General features: G+C 54.5%; 17 protein-coding genes and 1 pseudogene. 9 read left to right on the forward strand and 9 right to left on the reverse strand.

Going from position 1 to position 16,691, the window contains the following annotated elements:
* Positions 1 to 96: 96 nt before the first annotated feature.
* From PGR29_RS11500 to PGR29_RS11510, 3 genes are all read right to left on the reverse strand, one after another.
* Entirely contained in the window at positions 97 to 825 is a 729-nt protein-coding gene (locus PGR29_RS11500; protein WP_316424552.1) for a MerR family transcriptional regulator, read from the reverse strand.
* Between the two features lie 88 nt (positions 826 to 913).
* On the reverse strand, positions 914 to 1,318 hold the full coding sequence (gene tolA, locus PGR29_RS11505) for a cell envelope integrity protein TolA (RefSeq protein WP_271031897.1): 405 nt from the start codon (positions 1,316 to 1,318) through the stop codon (positions 914 to 916).
* A gap of 117 nt (positions 1,319 to 1,435) precedes the next feature.
* Complete coding sequence (locus PGR29_RS11510; RefSeq protein WP_087857968.1) at positions 1,436 to 1,795, reverse strand: helix-turn-helix domain-containing protein; 360 nt, start codon at positions 1,793 to 1,795, stop codon at positions 1,436 to 1,438.
* A gap of 329 nt (positions 1,796 to 2,124) precedes the next feature.
* Here PGR29_RS11510 and PGR29_RS11515 point away from each other — a divergent pair, with 329 nt between their 5' ends.
* Together PGR29_RS11515 and oqxB are read left to right on the forward strand one after the other, a co-directional pair.
* Positions 2,125 to 3,300, forward strand: a complete 1,176-nt coding sequence (locus PGR29_RS11515; protein ID WP_316424553.1) for an efflux RND transporter periplasmic adaptor subunit — start codon at positions 2,125 to 2,127, stop codon at positions 3,298 to 3,300.
* 23 nt (positions 3,301 to 3,323) lie between these two features.
* A complete protein-coding gene (gene oqxB / locus PGR29_RS11520; RefSeq protein ID WP_316424554.1) occupies positions 3,324 to 6,476 on the forward strand; it encodes a multidrug efflux RND transporter permease subunit OqxB in 3,153 nt (1,050 codons plus the stop codon).
* A gap of 64 nt (positions 6,477 to 6,540) precedes the next feature.
* On the opposite strand, the gene PGR29_RS11525 is transcribed toward oqxB, so the two are convergent.
* Together PGR29_RS11525 and PGR29_RS11530 are read right to left on the reverse strand one after the other, a co-directional pair.
* Positions 6,541 to 7,020: an RrF2 family transcriptional regulator gene (locus tag PGR29_RS11525; RefSeq protein ID WP_015705070.1), complete on the reverse strand. Its 480-nt coding sequence runs from the start codon at positions 7,018 to 7,020 to the stop codon at positions 6,541 to 6,543.
* Positions 7,021 to 7,124: 104 nt separating this feature from the next.
* Complete coding sequence (locus tag PGR29_RS11530) at positions 7,125 to 8,015, reverse strand: oxidoreductase (protein WP_113374298.1); 891 nt, start codon at positions 8,013 to 8,015, stop codon at positions 7,125 to 7,127.
* 171 nt (positions 8,016 to 8,186) lie between these two features.
* On the opposite strand from PGR29_RS11530, the gene PGR29_RS11535 reads away from it, so the two are divergent.
* Positions 8,187 to 8,669: a cold-shock protein gene (locus PGR29_RS11535; protein ID WP_113374177.1), complete on the forward strand. Its 483-nt coding sequence runs from the start codon at positions 8,187 to 8,189 to the stop codon at positions 8,667 to 8,669.
* Positions 8,670 to 8,719: 50 nt separating this feature from the next.
* On the forward strand, positions 8,720 to 9,259 hold the full coding sequence (locus PGR29_RS11540; protein WP_045375126.1) for a DUF2058 domain-containing protein: 540 nt from the start codon (positions 8,720 to 8,722) through the stop codon (positions 9,257 to 9,259).
* Between the two features lie 107 nt (positions 9,260 to 9,366).
* Here PGR29_RS11540 and PGR29_RS11545 read toward each other — a convergent pair whose 3' ends face one another.
* Positions 9,367 to 9,525, reverse strand: a complete 159-nt coding sequence (locus PGR29_RS11545) for a hypothetical protein (RefSeq protein ID WP_316424555.1) — start codon at positions 9,523 to 9,525, stop codon at positions 9,367 to 9,369.
* A gap of 34 nt (positions 9,526 to 9,559) precedes the next feature.
* On the opposite strand from PGR29_RS11545, the gene PGR29_RS11550 reads away from it, so the two are divergent.
* The 4 genes and pseudogenes from PGR29_RS11550 (at position 9,560) to PGR29_RS11565 (ending at position 12,491) form a co-directional block, all read left to right on the forward strand.
* Positions 9,560 to 9,817: a YjhX family toxin gene (locus PGR29_RS11550; RefSeq protein WP_015705074.1), complete on the forward strand. Its 258-nt coding sequence runs from the start codon at positions 9,560 to 9,562 to the stop codon at positions 9,815 to 9,817.
* A 22-nt stretch (positions 9,818 to 9,839) separates the two neighbouring features.
* A pseudogene (locus PGR29_RS11555) lies at positions 9,840 to 10,586 on the forward strand (SAM-dependent methyltransferase); the annotation flags it as partial.
* A gap of 155 nt (positions 10,587 to 10,741) precedes the next feature.
* Entirely contained in the window at positions 10,742 to 11,767 is a 1,026-nt protein-coding gene (locus PGR29_RS11560) for an LLM class flavin-dependent oxidoreductase (protein ID WP_316424556.1), read from the forward strand.
* Positions 11,768 to 11,927: 160 nt separating this feature from the next.
* Entirely contained in the window at positions 11,928 to 12,491 is a 564-nt protein-coding gene (locus PGR29_RS11565) for a YagU family protein (protein WP_045393784.1), read from the forward strand.
* A gap of 81 nt (positions 12,492 to 12,572) precedes the next feature.
* Here the strand turns inward: PGR29_RS11565 and ychF are convergent, their stop codons facing one another.
* Positions 12,573 to 13,664 carry a redox-regulated ATPase YchF gene (gene ychF / locus PGR29_RS11570; RefSeq protein WP_015705079.1) on the reverse strand — a complete coding sequence of 364 codons (1,092 nt, stop codon included), beginning with the start codon at positions 13,662 to 13,664 and terminating at the stop codon, positions 12,573 to 12,575.
* Between the two features lie 117 nt (positions 13,665 to 13,781).
* Positions 13,782 to 14,366, reverse strand: a complete 585-nt coding sequence (pth, locus tag PGR29_RS11575; protein ID WP_015705080.1) for an aminoacyl-tRNA hydrolase — start codon at positions 14,364 to 14,366, stop codon at positions 13,782 to 13,784.
* A gap of 271 nt (positions 14,367 to 14,637) precedes the next feature.
* Here pth and ychH point away from each other — a divergent pair, with 271 nt between their 5' ends.
* On the forward strand, positions 14,638 to 14,913 hold the full coding sequence (gene ychH, locus PGR29_RS11580) for a stress-induced protein YchH (protein WP_045393789.1): 276 nt from the start codon (positions 14,638 to 14,640) through the stop codon (positions 14,911 to 14,913).
* A gap of 43 nt (positions 14,914 to 14,956) precedes the next feature.
* Here ychH and dauA read toward each other — a convergent pair whose 3' ends face one another.
* A complete protein-coding gene (gene dauA, locus PGR29_RS11585) occupies positions 14,957 to 16,648 on the reverse strand; it encodes a C4-dicarboxylic acid transporter DauA (protein WP_087857962.1) in 1,692 nt (563 codons plus the stop codon).
* Positions 16,649 to 16,691: the final 43 nt, after the last annotated feature.

Raw genomic sequence — 16,691 nt, forward strand, 5'->3', positions numbered from 1 at the left:
GACCCGATATATTAAACTTACACAATCATGATTTTTTGTCCAAGTTTTTGGTGTGCTTTTTTAGCGGAGAACATGGCGCACAGGAGCAAAGCTTTTTTACAGCGAGATAACGTCCAGCGAGACAACGTGCTGGCGCCAGACATCTATCTGTCTCTGTCGTGCGGCGGTGAGCTGGCCCGAGGTCACCAGTAACCAGCGGCGTTGAGGGAATATTTCCGGGGCCAGCGCGGTGGGCGGCATCGGCAGCACATCAATGCGATGACCTTGTCCGGTGCGCATGAGCGCTTCCAGCCAGATTTCACATGGGTCGCTCAGGTGCCAGCCGGTAATCAGATAGTTATCGCCCGGCGCGCGTTTATCGCCTTCAAGACAAAAGGAGGTGTAGGAGATGATAATGCCGTCGAGGATCTCACGCAGGGTCTGCATCGCCGGCACATTAGCCGATACCTTACTGCGTAACGGGCGCAATACGTTGGTAACCAGCTCAGGGCGGGGATATTCCCGACCGGCGTCGTAAATCAGCTGGCGCAGGGATTCGATTTTTCCCTCTTTCAGCCGCTGCAGCATGTTGTCCTGCAGGACAAGCCAGTTATTGCCTGGGCCGCTATCAGGGCGGGTCAACAGCGGTTTGACCTGGCTTACGGGAACACCTTTTTTTACCCAGTCGAGAATTTTCAGCGCCAGCTGGACATCGTTATCGTTATAGAGGCGGTGGCCTCCATCGGTGCGCTCGGGTTTAAGCAGGCCGTACCGGCGTTGCCAGGCCCGCAGCGTGGTTGCGTTGATGCCGCAAAGACGGGAAAATTCGCCGATGGAGTAAGACATTGCAATTACCTGATAACCGAGATTGCTTCTAATATACTACGGATGACGGCCGGTTGAATGCCGTGTTGCTGGTAATAAAGCGCTAGTCTTATGCTTTAAAATCGATACTCGTATTTTTAAACGTCTGATAAGCGTCATCATCCGGCGCGGCGGGAATGTCTGCTTGCATAAATGCGGCTACAACAGTGTTGCATAGTTCTTCATCACCCTTTTCCACGGTAGCGGAATTTACGGTGCCATCACGCTGCAGCGACAAACGAATACGACAGGTTTGCCCGGGATACTCCACGGAATCAGGCATTTTGGCTTTGACGGCGGTCATTATCTGATACGCGTAGGTAGCCCGACTTGATGGCTTCGCCGAAGGGAGGCTGGCGAAAAGGTCGTCTACTTCGGTGGCGCTCGCCGCCGCGCGCGGCGTGGGCTGAGGATGATGACAGCCTGCCAGCAGTAAAGGGAACAATAACAACACCAACGGCGATTTGTTCAGCATGGTAACGCGTCCTTGTTTGTTTGGTATGGGCCAATCATAACGGTAGGCGCTACGCCCTGATAGCTGCTAAACATAGGTGCTTCTACCGTTCGCTCACCGATTCCCTGGAGACGATTATCACGACGGTAAGCGCAGTGGCGTCGTTTGAGAGCCGGAGACGCTTCGTCGCCAGGCGCCGGGCGCCTGACCATACTGGCGTTTGAAGCTGCGGTTAAAAGATTGCTGGGAGTCGAAACCCAGCGCTATCGCTACGTTTAAAATGGGCTCGTCGCTGTTGGCTAAGCGCTCGACCGATCTTTGCAGCTTATGCATGCGAATATATTCAGCGAGAGGGTAACCGGTGTGCTCCTTGAAGATCCGCTGCAGGTGCCATTTCGAATAGCCCGCGCGCCTGGCAACGGTCTCGATATCCAGACGGCTCTCGAGATTATTGTCGATCCAATCGAGTAGATCATGAATTACCGCAGCAGTATTCATCTTGCGCTCCACGTAATTATAAAAGCATCTTTAATTGTTGCATTTAAAGGTGGCTCGTTTTGGCATTAATTGCAAGTTTTATTGTTGCAATTAATTCCTTGCCGTAAACAGGCCTTTCTACAGCCAGAGGAATAGCACAGAAAGTGCAACAATTATTCTTGCACTTAGTTAAGCGCCTTCCTACAATCGCCGCGATAGTGTATTCGCAACTGTTACAGTTTTGTGGCGATGAACGACACAAATGGCCTCAAGCCTGCCCGGACAAAGGAAGTGGCGCGGCGTCTCCCGCAGCGTCTTGCCCGGCGGCGACAATTACCGGAATAAAAATAATGAGCCTGCAAAAAACCTGGGGAAAACGTCATCTGACTGCAGTAGGTATGGTGCTACTCTCGGCGCTGCTCGCCGGCTGCGATGAAGGCGTCGCGCAAAACGCCGCGCCGCAAGCGCCTGCCGTCAGCGCCGCTGAGGTGGTGGCGAAATCCATTAGTCAGTGGGATAGCTTTAATGGCCGGATTGAGGCGGTGGAAAGCGTGCAGCTACGTCCCCGCGTCTCTGGCTACATTGATAAAGTGAATTACACCGACGGTCAGGAGGTGAAGAAGGGGGAGGTGTTATTCACCATTGACGATCGAACCTATCGCGCGGCGCTGGAACAGGCGCAGGCAACCCTGGCGAGAGCGAAAACGCAAGCCAGCCTGGCGCGAAGTGAAGCAAACCGCACCGATAAATTAATCAATACCAATCTGGTTTCCCGTGAAGAGTGGGAGCAGCGCCGCTCCGCTGCGGTCCAGGCGCAAGCGGATATTCGCGCCGCCCAGGCGGCGGTTGATGCCGCGCAGCTTAATCTGGATTTCACCAAAGTGACCGCGCCCATCGACGGCCGCGCCAGCCGCGCGTTGATCACCAGCGGTAATCTGGTCACCGCCGGCGATACCGCCAGCGTTCTTACCACGCTGGTGTCGCAGAAAACGGTTTACGTCTACTTTGACGTGGATGAGTCTACCTATCTTCACTATCAAAATCTTGCCCGCAGGGGGCAAGGGGCCTCCAGCAGCCACCAGGCATTACCGGTTGAGATCGGCCTTGTGGGCGAAGAGGGCTACCCTCATCAGGGCAAAGTGGATTTTCTGGATAATCAGTTAACGCCGAGCACCGGTACGATCCGCATGCGCGCGCTGCTGGACAATTCGCAGCGTCTGTTCACGCCGGGACTCTTTGCCCGCGTCCGCTTGCCGGGCAGCGCTGAATTCAAAGCCACGCTTATCGACGACAAAGCGGTACTGACCGATCAGGACCGTAAATATGTCTATATCGTTGATAAAGAAGGTAAAGCTCAGCGTCGCGATATCGCGCCGGGGCGGCTGGCTGCCGGTTTACGTATCGTCAAGCAGGGGCTGAACCCAGGCGACAAAGTTATCGTCGATGGCTTACAAAAAGTGTTTATGCCGGGGATGCCGGTTAACGCGAAGAACGTTGCCATGACTACCAGCGCCGCCCTCAACTGATCCCTTATCTGAGAATCCGCCATATGGACTTTTCCCGCTTTTTTATCGACAGGCCGATTTTTGCCGCCGTGCTGTCGATTCTGATTTTTATCACCGGCTTGATCGCCATTCCGCTATTGCCGGTCAGCGAATATCCTGACGTCGTACCGCCCAGCGTGCAGGTGCGGGCGGAATATCCCGGCGCCAACCCGAAAGTGATTGCGGAGACCGTGGCGACGCCATTGGAAGAAGCCATCAACGGCGTCGAAAATATGATGTACATGAAGTCCGTCGCAGGCTCTGACGGCGTACTGGTAACTACCGTCACTTTCCGTCCGGGAACCGATCCCGATCAGGCGCAGGTTCAGGTGCAAAACCGGGTATCTCAGGCCGAGGCGCGTCTTCCGGAAGATGTGCGGCGTTTAGGTATCACCACCCAGAAGCAATCACCAACGCTGACGCTGGTGGTGCATCTGTTTTCGCCCGGCGGTAAGTACGATTCCCTGTATATGCGTAACTACGCCACGTTGAAAGTCAAAGATGAACTCGCGCGTCTGCCCGGCGTCGGCCAGATCCAGATATTTGGCTCGGGCGAATATGCGATGCGCATCTGGCTGGATCCCAATAAGGTTGCGGCGCGCGGGTTAACCGCATCGGATGTGGTGACGGCGATGCAGGAACAAAACGTGCAGGTTTCCGCCGGTCAGCTGGGCGCCGAGCCGCTGCCGAAAGAGAGCGATTTTTTGATCTCTATTAACGCCCAGGGGCGTCTGCACACGGAAGACGAGTTTGGCAATATTATTCTGAAAACGGCGCAAGACGGTTCGCTGGTGCGCCTGCGCGACGTGGCGCGTATCGAAATGGGCTCGGGTAGCTATGCGTTACGTTCCCAGCTTAACAATAAAGACGCAGTCGGGATTGGTATTTTCCAGTCGCCAGGGGCGAATGCTATCGATTTGTCTAACGCCGTTCGCGCTAAAATGAACGAACTCTCCACCCGTTTCCCGGAAGATATGAAATGGGCGGCGCCGTACGATCCGACGGTGTTTGTGCGCGATTCGATTCGCGCGGTGGTGCAAACGCTGCTGGAAGCGGTGGTGTTGGTGGTGCTGGTGGTGATTTTGTTCCTGCAGACGTGGCGAGCGTCGATTATTCCGCTGATTGCGGTGCCGGTATCGGTGGTGGGCACCTTCAGCATTCTTTATCTGCTGGGCTTTTCGCTGAATACCCTGAGTCTGTTCGGGCTGGTACTGGCGATCGGTATCGTCGTGGATGATGCCATCGTGGTGGTGGAAAACGTCGAACGAAACATTGAAGAGGGGCTGGCTCCGCTAGCGGCGGCGCATCAGGCGATGCGCGAAGTCTCCGGGCCGATTATCGCTATCGCGCTGGTGTTGTGCGCGGTGTTCGTGCCGATGGCATTCCTCTCCGGGGTAACGGGGCAGTTTTACAAGCAGTTTGCGGTGACGATTGCGATATCGACGGTGATCTCCGCCATCAACTCGCTGACGCTCTCGCCGGCGCTGGCTGCGCTGCTGTTAAAACCGCACGGTGCGGCGAAAGATTTCCCGACCCGGCTTATCGATCGCTTGTTCGGCTGGATTTTCCGTCCGTTTAACCGTTTTTTCCATCGTAGCTCAACCGGCTATCAGGGGCTGGTGGGCAAAACGCTCGGGCGACGCGGCGTGGTGTTTGTGGTCTACGTCCTGCTGCTCTGCGCGGCTGGCGTGATGTTTAAAGTCGTACCCGGCGGATTTATTCCGACGCAGGATAAACTGTATTTAATTGGCGGCGTGAAAATGCCGGAAGGCTCTTCACTGGCGCGCACCGACGCCGTGATCCGCAAAATGAGCGAAATCGGTATGAATACCGAAGGCGTGGATTATGCGGTGGCCTTTCCGGGGCTTAATGCCCTGCAGTTCACCAATACGCCGAATACCGGGACGGTCTTTTTTGGTCTGAAACCGTTCGACCAGCGAAAACATACCGCTGCGGAAATTAACGCCGAGATTAACGCCAAAATCGCGCAAATTCAGCAGGGCTTTGGTTTCTCGATTCTGCCGCCGCCGATTTTAGGACTGGGTCAGGGTTCCGGCTATTCGTTGTATATTCAGGATCGCGCCGGTCTGGGTTATGGCGCGTTGCAAAACGCGGTGAACGCGATGTCGGGTTCAATTATGCAGACGCCGGGAATGCATTTCCCTATCTCGACCTACCAGGCGAACGTGCCGCAGCTGGATGTGCAGGTCGATCGTGATAAAGCGAAAGCGCAGGGCGTGTCGTTGACCGACCTTTTCGGTACGCTGCAAACCTATCTGGGGTCATCGTATGTGAATGATTTTAACCAGTTTGGGCGTACCTGGCGCGTGATGGCGCAGGCCGATGGGCCGTTCCGCGACAGCGTGGAAGATATCGCTAATTTACGCACCCGCAATAATCAGGGCGAAATGGTGCCGATTGGCAGTATGGTGAATATTAATACCACCTACGGGCCGGATCCGGTGATTCGCTACAATGGCTATCCGGCGGCGGATTTGATTGGCGATGCCGATCCCCGCGTGCTCTCGTCCACGCAGGCGATGACGCAGCTGGCGGGCATGTCTAAGCAGATACTGCCGAACGGGATGAATATTGAGTGGACGGATCTCAGCTTCCAGCAGGCCACGCAGGGCAATACGGCGCTGATCGTCTTCCCGGTCGCGGTCCTGCTGGCGTTCCTGGTGCTGGCGGCGTTGTATGAAAGCTGGACGCTACCGCTGGCGGTTATCCTTATCGTCCCGATGACCATGCTCTCCGCGCTGTTTGGCGTCTGGCTGACCGGCGGCGACAATAACGTATTTGTGCAGGTGGGGCTGGTGGTGCTGATGGGGCTGGCGTGTAAAAACGCGATTCTGATTGTCGAGTTTGCCCGCGAACTGGAAATTCAGGGTAAAGGGATTATGGAAGCGGCGCTGGAAGCCTGTCGCCTACGTTTACGCCCGATTATCATGACCTCGATTGCCTTTATTGCCGGGACGATCCCGCTGATTCTTGGCCACGGCGCGGGGGCGGAAGTGCGCGGCGTCACTGGGATCACGGTATTCTCCGGTATGCTCGGCGTGACGCTGTTTGGTTTGTTCCTGACGCCGGTGTTTTACGTGACGCTGCGAAAACTGGTGACGCGTGGCAAACAGGCAAGGGACGTCTTGCCCGCGTAGGTCGCTGCTAATAACAAAAAACCGCCTTTTCGTTTAAGGCGGTTTTTTTTCGCAACAAGAAAAGTTAATGCGCTTCTTTATAGCGGGCAGTCAGCTCAGGCAGCGGATCGCAGCCGCTGGTATCGGCTTTTTTGACCTCTTCCAGGGCGCTTGCCACGGTGTGGCGAGCTAACACCGCGAGCGACGCCTGCTCGGCTTCATCGGCTACGGACTTAAAGTACCAGCAAGCATTGGCGCTGACCACGCAGCGAGCCGGGACGTCAGGGCGAGACGCCCACAGTTTTTTATCTTCAATAACGGAAAGATAGATATCACGCAGCGTGATTTGGTCGGCAGGGCGGCCAAGATGAATAGAGCCGTTGCGGCCAAGCGTGGAAACGATGATACCGTCGCGAGTGAGCGGAACCATGAGTTTACGGATAAAGCTCGGGTTGGCTTCCAGGCCGTAGGCCAGAATCGCGCTCGTCGAACGTTCACCCAATTGCTCCGCCATCGCTACGCTGAGAACCATCTGCAAAGCTGTCGGGAAGCGGTAATCTAACATTTTCTTATCCTGGATTGCGGTGAATCTTGTTCTTTTTGGCACCGCAGAGGTAAATAATCAGTGAGTAACACTATAACAAATACGGTAATTTTTTTGAAGCAATCTTAGCCAGGTCCCTCGCTTGCGGCCGCCAGCAGCGGCACGACGACATCGCTGATGGGTGTGGCAACGCCCAACCTTCGGCCATAGCGTTGTATGACGCCGTTACGGATGTCCCATTCCAGCGGACGATTGGCCTGACGGTCGGCGAGTATCGAGGTGCTTAAATCCGCCGGCGCCTGATGAAACCCATCAACAATTTCCTGCGGCACGCTATCGGCGAGTACCGCCCCTGCGGCGCGCGCCACCGCCAGACACTCGTGTAGATAGGCCAGCGCCAACCCAGTGATGTCCTGGCGCGAAAACATCCCGGCGCGGCGATTCGCCAGTACCATCAGGCCAGCGACGGCATTTTGCAGCAGTTTCCGCCAGGCGACCGAGGTGAAATCTGCCGTCAACTCAACCGCGCAGCGGGTACCGTTGAGAACCTCGACTATCCTCTTCACCTGCGGCGTATCGGGTAGCGTCAGGCGCGGTTTGGCACGTAACCATACCGAAGCATCCGCCTCTCGTTGTGCCGGAAACCAGACAACCGAAGGCAACACCTTTGCGCCGTTAACATAGGGGTCAAGCAGGCTTTCCTGTTCAACGCCGTTCTGTAGCGCGCAGACCACCGTGTTTTCATCACACAGCGCGTTAAGCCAGCCCGCGCAATCCGCTACCTGGGTGGTTTTCACCGCCACAAACAGCAACTCAACCGGGCGTTCCAGCGTATGCGGATCGGTCAATACGGGCCCTGGAAGGATCGTTTCGCCGTCATCCCGGCGTAAAATCAATCGCTGATGTGCGGTGCGTCCGCAGAGCAGCGGTTTACGGCCCGCTTCATGCAGCACGGCGGCAATGGTTGTGCCAATAGCGCCAGGACCTAGCAACGCGACGGAGGAAAAGTTAGACATCATGCATTCTCCTGATTGAAGCCTACCCATTAATGATACAAATTTTCGGCAAAAGCCAGGATCAATTGCCGATATCGGGCAACACTTAGAGCAAAGGCATGGTCTATGCTGGCATTGTGCTTTAAACTGCGCGCTGCAAAATTGAGTAGATAAACGATTAATCAGGCGGTAATGGCGATGAACGGTACGATCACAACGTGGTTTAAAGATAAAGGTTTCGGATTTATCAAAGATGAAAATGGTGATAACCGCTATTTTCACGTGATTAAGGTCGCCAATCCGGATCTGATTAAGAAAGACGCGGCGGTCACGTTTGAGCCCACGACTAATAATAAAGGTCTCTCGGCTTACGCGGTTAAAGTCATCCCGGAAAGCAAACATCTGTATATTGCCGGTGAGCGTGTGAAGCTGACATCGATTAAGTCTTACCTGGTATACAGTGAGGAAGTGCCGGCCGATACGCGTATCGACAAGGAAAATGCGGTGCTCTCCGTGGGACTACTGATGAACAGCATCAAGCCGAAAGAGAGCGTGAAGCCGGGCGAAATGCGTACGCTGAAAAAGTTGGCGATCACTACCTTTCAGGGCACAACGCTCATCTTCTCTGAAGATGAAATCGACATCGACGCCACGGTGAAGCTCCTTAAAGTCTAATCCTGATTTACCGTATCCGAAGCAGAATTCAAACGATTGTAGAAACGACGATGACAAAACTTACCTTACAAGAACAGATGCTGAAAGCGGGTCTGGTCACCAGTAAAAAGATGGCTAAGGTTCAGAGAACGGCGAAAAAGTCACGCGTTCAGGCGCGTGAAGCCCGCGAGGCCGTTGAAGAAAACAAAAAAGCCCAGCTTGAGCGCGACAAGCAGCTCAGCGAGCAGCAAAAGCAAGCGGCTTTAGCAAAAGAGTACAAAGCGCAGGTTAAGCAGCTGATTGAAATGAACCGAATCACGATTGCGAAAGGTCAGATCGCTTTTAACTTTACGGATAATAATCTCATCAAAAACATTGATGTGGATAAAACCACCCAGGCGCAGCTCATTAGCGGCCGTCTGGCGATTGCCCGCCTTGCTGTTGATAATAACGGAAAATACGAATACGCGATTATTCCCGCCAGCGTGGCGGATAAAATCGCCCAGCGCGACGCCGAAAGTATTGTGTTGAACAGCGCCCTGAGCCAGGAAGCCGAGGACGAAGACGATCCGTATGCTGACTTTAAAGTACCTGATGATTTGATGTGGTAATCCGGGTCAGTACGCTGAAGCTAGTCATTGTGCGTCTTCCGTCATGGAGCGGGGGGCGCAATTTCAGATATCGATCACAATTTTCCCGTTTATAAATATCCTTTCTGTCACTGGATGTTATTATCCGGCTGGTAAATACCTTTCAACTCTACCGAGGCTTTGATGCTGGAGAATGTAATCATCTGATAATCAGTTTGCCGACCTTTCAGGCCGGGCTGGTTATCAATGCGCTGAAATCGAATGCGGGCACCGCTGCGTGTTTGCACGTTTTGCACATGATGATTAAACAGGTTTTCCAGTATGAATTTATCCCGTCAGGAACAACGTACCTTACACGTTCTCGCGAAAGGCGGACGTATTGCGCACATTCGCGATACCTCAGGCCGCGTCATCGCCGTGGAGTGCTATAGCCGCGAAGGGCTACTGCTCAGCGACTGTACGCTCGCCGTCTTCAAAAAACTCCGCACTAAAAAACTGATTAAATCCGTTAACGGCCAGCCGTACCGCATCAACACCAGCGGGCTGAATAACGTTCGCGCTCAACCGGATAACCGCTAAGGAGAGTGGCATGACCACAACAATCGATATCCCCCGTATCTTTACCATCAGCGAAAGTGAACATCGTATCCATAACCCCTTCACGGCGGAAAAATATGCCACGCTTGGCCGCGTACTTCGCCTGCAGGCAGGGGCGCAGATCCTCGACCTTGGCAGCGGTTCTGGTGAAATGCTCTGCACCTGGGCGCGGGACCATGCTATCGGCGGTCTGGGCATTGATATGAGCCCATTGTTTACTGCGCAGGCTAAACAACGCGCCGCAGCGCTTGGCGTTAGCGATCGCGTCACTTTTCTCCATAGCGATGCGGCAGGTTACGTTGCCGAACGGCAATACGATGTAGCGGCCTGTATCGGCGCGACGTGGATTGCCGGCGGCGTCGCTGGAACCGTGGCGCAGTTAGCCCGCAGCCTTAAGCCTGGCGGTATGCTACTTATCGGGGAACCCTGGTGGCGTAAGGTACCCACCACAGAAGAACAAGCGCGCGCCTGCGGCGTTTCTGCGGTGGCTGATTTGTTGCCGCTTCCGGCGCTGGTCGCCACTTTTGGCAAACTGGGCTATGACATTGTTGAGATGGTGCTGGCTGACCGCGAAGGGTGGGACCGTTATGAAGCCGCTAAATGGCTGACGATGCGCCGTTGGCTGCAGGCGAATCCCGACGATGAATTTGCGGTTGAGGTCCGTGCGGAGCTCAATGCCGCACCGCTTCGCCATGTCACTTATACCCGGGAATATTTCGGTTGGGGCGTTTTTGCGCTGATGCAGAAATAGCCATCGTTATATTTGGTCAATTTATTTGAACCATTCTGTTAAATAAACGCCATTTATACATTTTGGCTAAGGGGTAGAGTAGGAGAACCACAAGCAGACGCGGAACGTTATCTCCGCGTCTGCTGAATGTTTTGCCGAAATCAGGGGCTATCCTCATGAAAAAGATTGGATTTTTGTCATTTGGCCACTGGACGCCATCGTCGCAGTCGGCGACCCGTTCCGCTGCCGACACGCTCTTACAATCCATCGATCTGGCCGTTGCCGCCGAAGAGCTAGGCGCGGACGGCGCCTATTTTCGGGTTCACCATTTCGCCCGCCAGCTCAGTTCACCGTTCCCGCTACTGGCCGCTATCGGCGCGAAAACTAAGAAGATTGAGATCGGCACCGGCGTTATCGATATGCGCTATGAAAATCCGCTATATATGGCGGAGGATGCCGGCGCTGCAGATTTGATCGCCGGTGGGCGTTTACAGCTTGGCATCAGCCGGGGTTCGCCGGAACAGGTGATTGATGGCTGGCGTCATTTCGGTTTTCAACCGCAGGATGGCGAGTCCGACGCTGACATGGCGCGGCGCCATACTGAGGTTCTGCTGGACGTGCTGCGCGGCGAAGGTTTCGCTAAACCTAACCCGCAACCGATGTTTCCCAACCCGCCGGGATTGCTGCGTCTTGAGCCGTACTCCGCCGGACTACGTGAGCGTATCTGGTGGGGTGCGGGCTCTAATGCTACGGCGATGTGGGCGGCGAAGCTCGGCATGAACTTGCAAAGCTCGACGCTGAAAGATAATGAGACGGGCGAACCATTCCATATTCAACAGGCGAAACAGATCCGCGCCTATCGTCAGGCCTGGACTGAGGCGGGGCACACGCGTACGCCGCGGGTATCGGTCAGCCGAAGTATTTTTGCCCTGATGGACGATCGCGACCGAATGTATTTCGGCTCCAGCCGGGATACTAGCGATAGTATTGGTTTTCTTGATGAGAAAACCCGCGCCATTTTCGGCCGCAGCTATGCCGCTGAACCCGATAAGCTCGTCGAACAACTGAAACAGGATGAAGCGATCGCAGAAGCGGATACTTTATTGCTGACGGTGCCGAATCAGCTGGGCGTGGATTATAACGCTCACGTGATTGAGTCTATTCTGAAGCACGTTGCGCCGGCAATGGGATGGCGTGATTAAAAGAATGCCACGCGGGGCATTAATTGATGCCCCGCGATAATTTAAAAGTATTAGCTTTGTTTATCTTTTGAACAAAAAGTGTGATCTTGATCAAGCCATACCCGCGCAGACTTAAAGAATATTGCAATGCTGTAACAATATTATTCATGGCGAGGGATTTATGGCAATTAAGGATTTTTTTGTACAGACTGCACCTGGTCGGCGTCGCTATGGCGTCGCCTTATTGGTTGGGGTTATTGCCGGAATCATGTCGGCATTCGTTAAGTGGGGGGCGGAAGTGCCTCTGCCGCCGCGAACGTTTTCCGGCGGGCGTGATGAATTCAACCCTCCTTATCTCTTTCTACGCGACTATCTTGGTATTGACCCAACGCATACCGTTTACACCTTTTCTGAGCATATCATCAACCCGGTGATGGTCACGCATATCATCTTCTCGTTGGTGTTTGCGATTGGCTATTGCGTGGTGGCGGAGATATTCCCAAAAGTTAAATTATGGCAGGGCGTGTGGGCCGGCATTGTCGCCACCATTGCGGTTCACTGGATATCTTTCCCGCTATTAGGACTTACGCCGTCGTTATTCAATATTCCGGCTGATGAATATATTTCCGAACTGCTTGGCCATATTTTTTGGTTCTGGGCAATTGAGATGATTCGTCGCGATCTGCGTAACCGAATTACCCACGAGCCTGACGCAGAAATTCCGTTAGATGCGCCGTTCAGATAATTTAAAACCTCGCGAGTTATAAAACCTGCGAGGCTTTGAAATGAAAAATCCGCGCCGGGGCGCGGATTTTATCGGCAGGGATTAGACGTTGAACAAGAAGTTCATCACGTCGCCATCTTTAACGATGTAGTCTTTGCCTTCCGCACGCATTTTACCGGCTTCTTTCGCGCCTTGTTCACCTTTGTAAGCAATGAAGTCTTCATAGGCGATGGTCTGGGCGCGGATAAAGCCTTTTTCGAAGTCGGTGTGGATTTTACCGGCAGCCTGCGGCGCGGTCGCGCCAACCGGAATAGTCCATGCGCGAACTTCTTTCACGCCGGCGGTGAAGTAGGTTTGCAGGTTCAGCAGAGCGTAGCCTGCGCGGATCACGCGGTTCAGGCCCGGCTCTTCAAGGCCCAGCTCGGCCATAAACTCATCACGCTCTTCGTCGTCCAGCTCGGCAATGTCGGATTCAACGGCGGCGCAAACCGGAACTACCACAGAACCTTCTTGCTCAGCGATAGCGCGAACCTGGTCGAGATACGGGTTGTTTTCAAAACCGTCTTCGTTAACGTTGGCGATGTACATGGTCGGCTTCAGGGTCAGGAAGCTCAGATAGCGGATCGCTTCTTTCTCTTCTTTGCTCAGATCCAGCGCGCGCAGCATGCCAGCTTTTTCCAGCTGCGGCAGACATTTTTCCAGCGCGGCCAGTTCAACTTTAGCGTCTTTATCGCCGCCTTTGGCTTTCTTGGAAACGCGGTGAATGGCGCGTTCGCAGGTATCGAGGTCGGACAGCGCCAGCTCGGTGTTGATAACGTCAATATCTTCCGCCGGGTCAACTTTACCCGCGACGTGGATAATGTTGTCATTTTCAAAGCAACGCACTACGTGGCCGATGGCTTCGGTTTCACGGATATTGGTCAAGAACTGGTTGCCCAGACCTTCGCCTTTGGACGCGCCTTTAACCAGACCGGCAATATCAACGAATTCCATGGTCGTCGGCAGGATACGCTGCGGCTTGACGATCTCTGCCAGTTTGTCCAGACGCGGATCGGGCATCGGTACGACACCGGTGTTCGGCTCAATGGTACAGAACGGGAAGTTGGCCGCTTCAATACCTGCTTTGGTGAGCGCATTGAACAGGGTGGATTTGCCGACGTTGGGCAAACCGACGATACCGCATTTGAATCCCATGATTTAAATCACCTTAATCTTTGGATAATCAGTCTGTTATGAATAACAGACTGTAGAAAAGTAAATAGCTTCGCCTATTATACACGGTGTGCGGCAAAAATTCCGCACGTCGAACGCTTATTGCGCTTTAAACGCGTGTAAACGGTTGGTTGCTTTAGTTAAACCGTCTTTCAGCCACACCTCGGTACAACGCGCCGCTTCATCAACCGCTTCGTCAATTAACTTCTGTTCGCTGGCCGGTGGTTTACCCAGCACAAAGCCGACAACTTTGTTTTTGTCGCCCGGATGGCCAATTCCGACGCGTAAGCGGTGAAAGTTAGGGTTATTACCCAACTTGCTGATTATGTCCTTCAGGCCATTATGGCCGCCGTGCCCGCCGCCAAGTTTAAATTTAGCGACGCCGGGCGGTAAATCGAGCTCGTCGTGAGCGACCAGAATTTCGTCCGGATTAATGCGGTAAAAGGTGGCCATCGCTGCCACGGCCTTGCCGCTGAGATTCATAAAGGTAGTCGGCACCAGCAGGCGCACGTCTTCCCCGGCCAGGTTGAGGCGCGAGGTATAGCCAAAGAATTTGCTTTCTTCTCGCAGCGGCGCGCGGTGGCGCTCCGCCAGTAAATCTACGTACCAGGCGCCAGCGTTATGGCGCGTTGCCGCGTATTCCGCGCCGGGGTTAGCCAGGCCGACAATCAGTTTTATCGTCACTTTTTATTCCTGCATGGGTCGTTCTTTGCCGCGTAGTGTACTGCCTGCGTCGGCGCTTGACAAAATTCTGCCGGCGAAACGCTACCCTTACTGATAATTTCCCCTTTGAACCATTAGAATTTGATGTTGTTCAGTGGCTTATTTGTAAACTTTTGTTGATCAGATGTTCCCGAATGTGATCACTAACGCAATCACTCATATCTCCATTGTCTATACTTAACCTATAAATTTTGGGGATATTCCCATGCAGCCCAAGGTCCGGAGGTGACATATGAAACGCAGAAACGCTTCGTTACTCGGTAACATACTGATGGGTTTAGGGTTGGTTGTGATGGTGGTCGGCGTTGGTTACTCTATTTTAAACCAACTTCCACAGCTTAACCTGCCGCAATTCTTTGCTCATGGCGCAGTGTTGAGTATTTTCGTCGGCGCCGTTTTGTGGCTGGCGGGCGCTCGCGTAGGCGGTCATGAAAGAGTCACCGACCGCTATTGGTGGGTTCGCCATTACGATAAACGCTGCCGCCGCGATCCGCACCGTCACAGCTAACGGAATTCAGCTCGCCGGATAGCCTTTCCGGCGAGCCTCTCATTTATTGCCCTAATTCTATATCCGCCAGTGCCGCAGTACGGTCTGGGTAGAAGCTCAGGCGTCCCGGAATTGGCTGAACCCCTGCGCGAGCCAAAGTACGCAGCGGCTGGAATTCAAGGTTCGATACCCGCAGCTCGCAGCCTTCCGGCAGGCGCTTCACAAAGCGCAGGAACGCATCAAGACCACCGGCATCCAGCACCGGTACCGCATCCCACTTCAGCACCACCACGCGTTTGCCTTCAATCCGGCTTTCCAAATCGGTGAACAACCCTTCCGCCGCGGCGAAGAACAGCGGGCCGATCACCCGTAGCACCAGTACATCGTCCGGCACTTCAACGTTGACTGGCGCCAGTCGCGTCATGCGCGCGATGCGGCGCATAAACAGCAGCGAAGCCAGCACGATACCGACGCTAATGGCGATGACCATATCGAACAGCACGGTCAGCGACATGCACATCAACAGTACGACGATGTCATCTTTTGGTCCGTGGCGTAGCAGGTTAATCACCTTATGCGCTTCGCTCATGTTCCACGCTACCATCAGCAGCAGGGCGGCCATGGCCGACAGCGGCAGCCACGAGAGCAGCGGGGCGAGGATTAGCAGCGCGAGGATCACCAGCAGGGCATGGATCACCGCGGAAATCGGCGAAGTTGCGCCAGCGCGCACGTTAGCCGCGGAGCGGGCAATCGCCGCGGTGGCGGTGATACCGCCAAAGAACGGCGCGATGATATTGCCAAGGCCCTGGCCGACAAGCTCGCTGTTCGCTTTGTGCTTGGTGCCGGTCATACCGTCGAGCACCACCGCGCAGAGCAGTGATTCAATGGCGCCCAGCATCGCCATAGAGAAGGCGGCAGGTAGCAGCGCGCGCAGCGACGACCAGCTCAGGGTAAACTCCGAGCCAGGCATATCCCACGGCAACACCAGTTGCGGCAGCAGCTGCGGGATACCATTGCCCTGGCTGCCGTCGGCGAGTACATAGTGGAACTGCGAGCCGATGGTCGCCACATGCCCGCCAAGCAAATTAACGATGCCCATCACCGCGCAGCCCGCCAGCAGCGCCGGCAGGTGCCCCGGCAAGCGGATGCCCAAACGCGGCCAGAAAATCAGAATACCCAGCGTCACGATACCGATGGCGGCATCGCCAACGTTAATTGTCGGCAGCGCCATCACCAGCGCGCCGACTTTCTGCAGATAGTGCTCTGGGACATGCGCCATCTGCAGACCAAGGAAGTCTTTAATTTGCATGGTACCGATGGTGATGCCGATACCAGAGGTAAAGCCAAGGGTGACTGAAAGCGGGATATATTCAATCAGGCGGCCAAAGCGGGCGAGGCCGAAAAGGATTAAGAAAATACCCGACATTAGCGTCGCCACCAGCAGGCCGGCAAGGCCAAACTGTTGTGACACCGGATAGAGGATCACCACGAAGGCCGCGGTGGGGCCGGAAACGCTAAAGCGCGAACCGCCGGTCAGGGCGATGACAATCCCCGCCACCGCCGAGGTGTAGAGTCCATATTGCGGCGCTACGCCGCTGCCAATTGCTAACGCCATCGCCAGCGGGATAGCGATGATCCCGACGGTTATCCCGGCAATCAGATCGCGGGTAAAGCGCGATGCGGTGTACTTTTCTTTCCAGCAAGCGTCGATGAGGGCGCGGAAAGGCATCACATGTGAGGAAAATAATCTATTCACAATAATGTTTCATCCATGAGCGCATCATCTGTCAACTGAATGG

Origin of the sequence: Klebsiella sp. 141203 (assembly GCF_032601985.1) — a bacterium.
Taxonomy (GTDB): Bacteria; Pseudomonadota; Gammaproteobacteria; order Enterobacterales; family Enterobacteriaceae; genus Klebsiella; species Klebsiella aerogenes.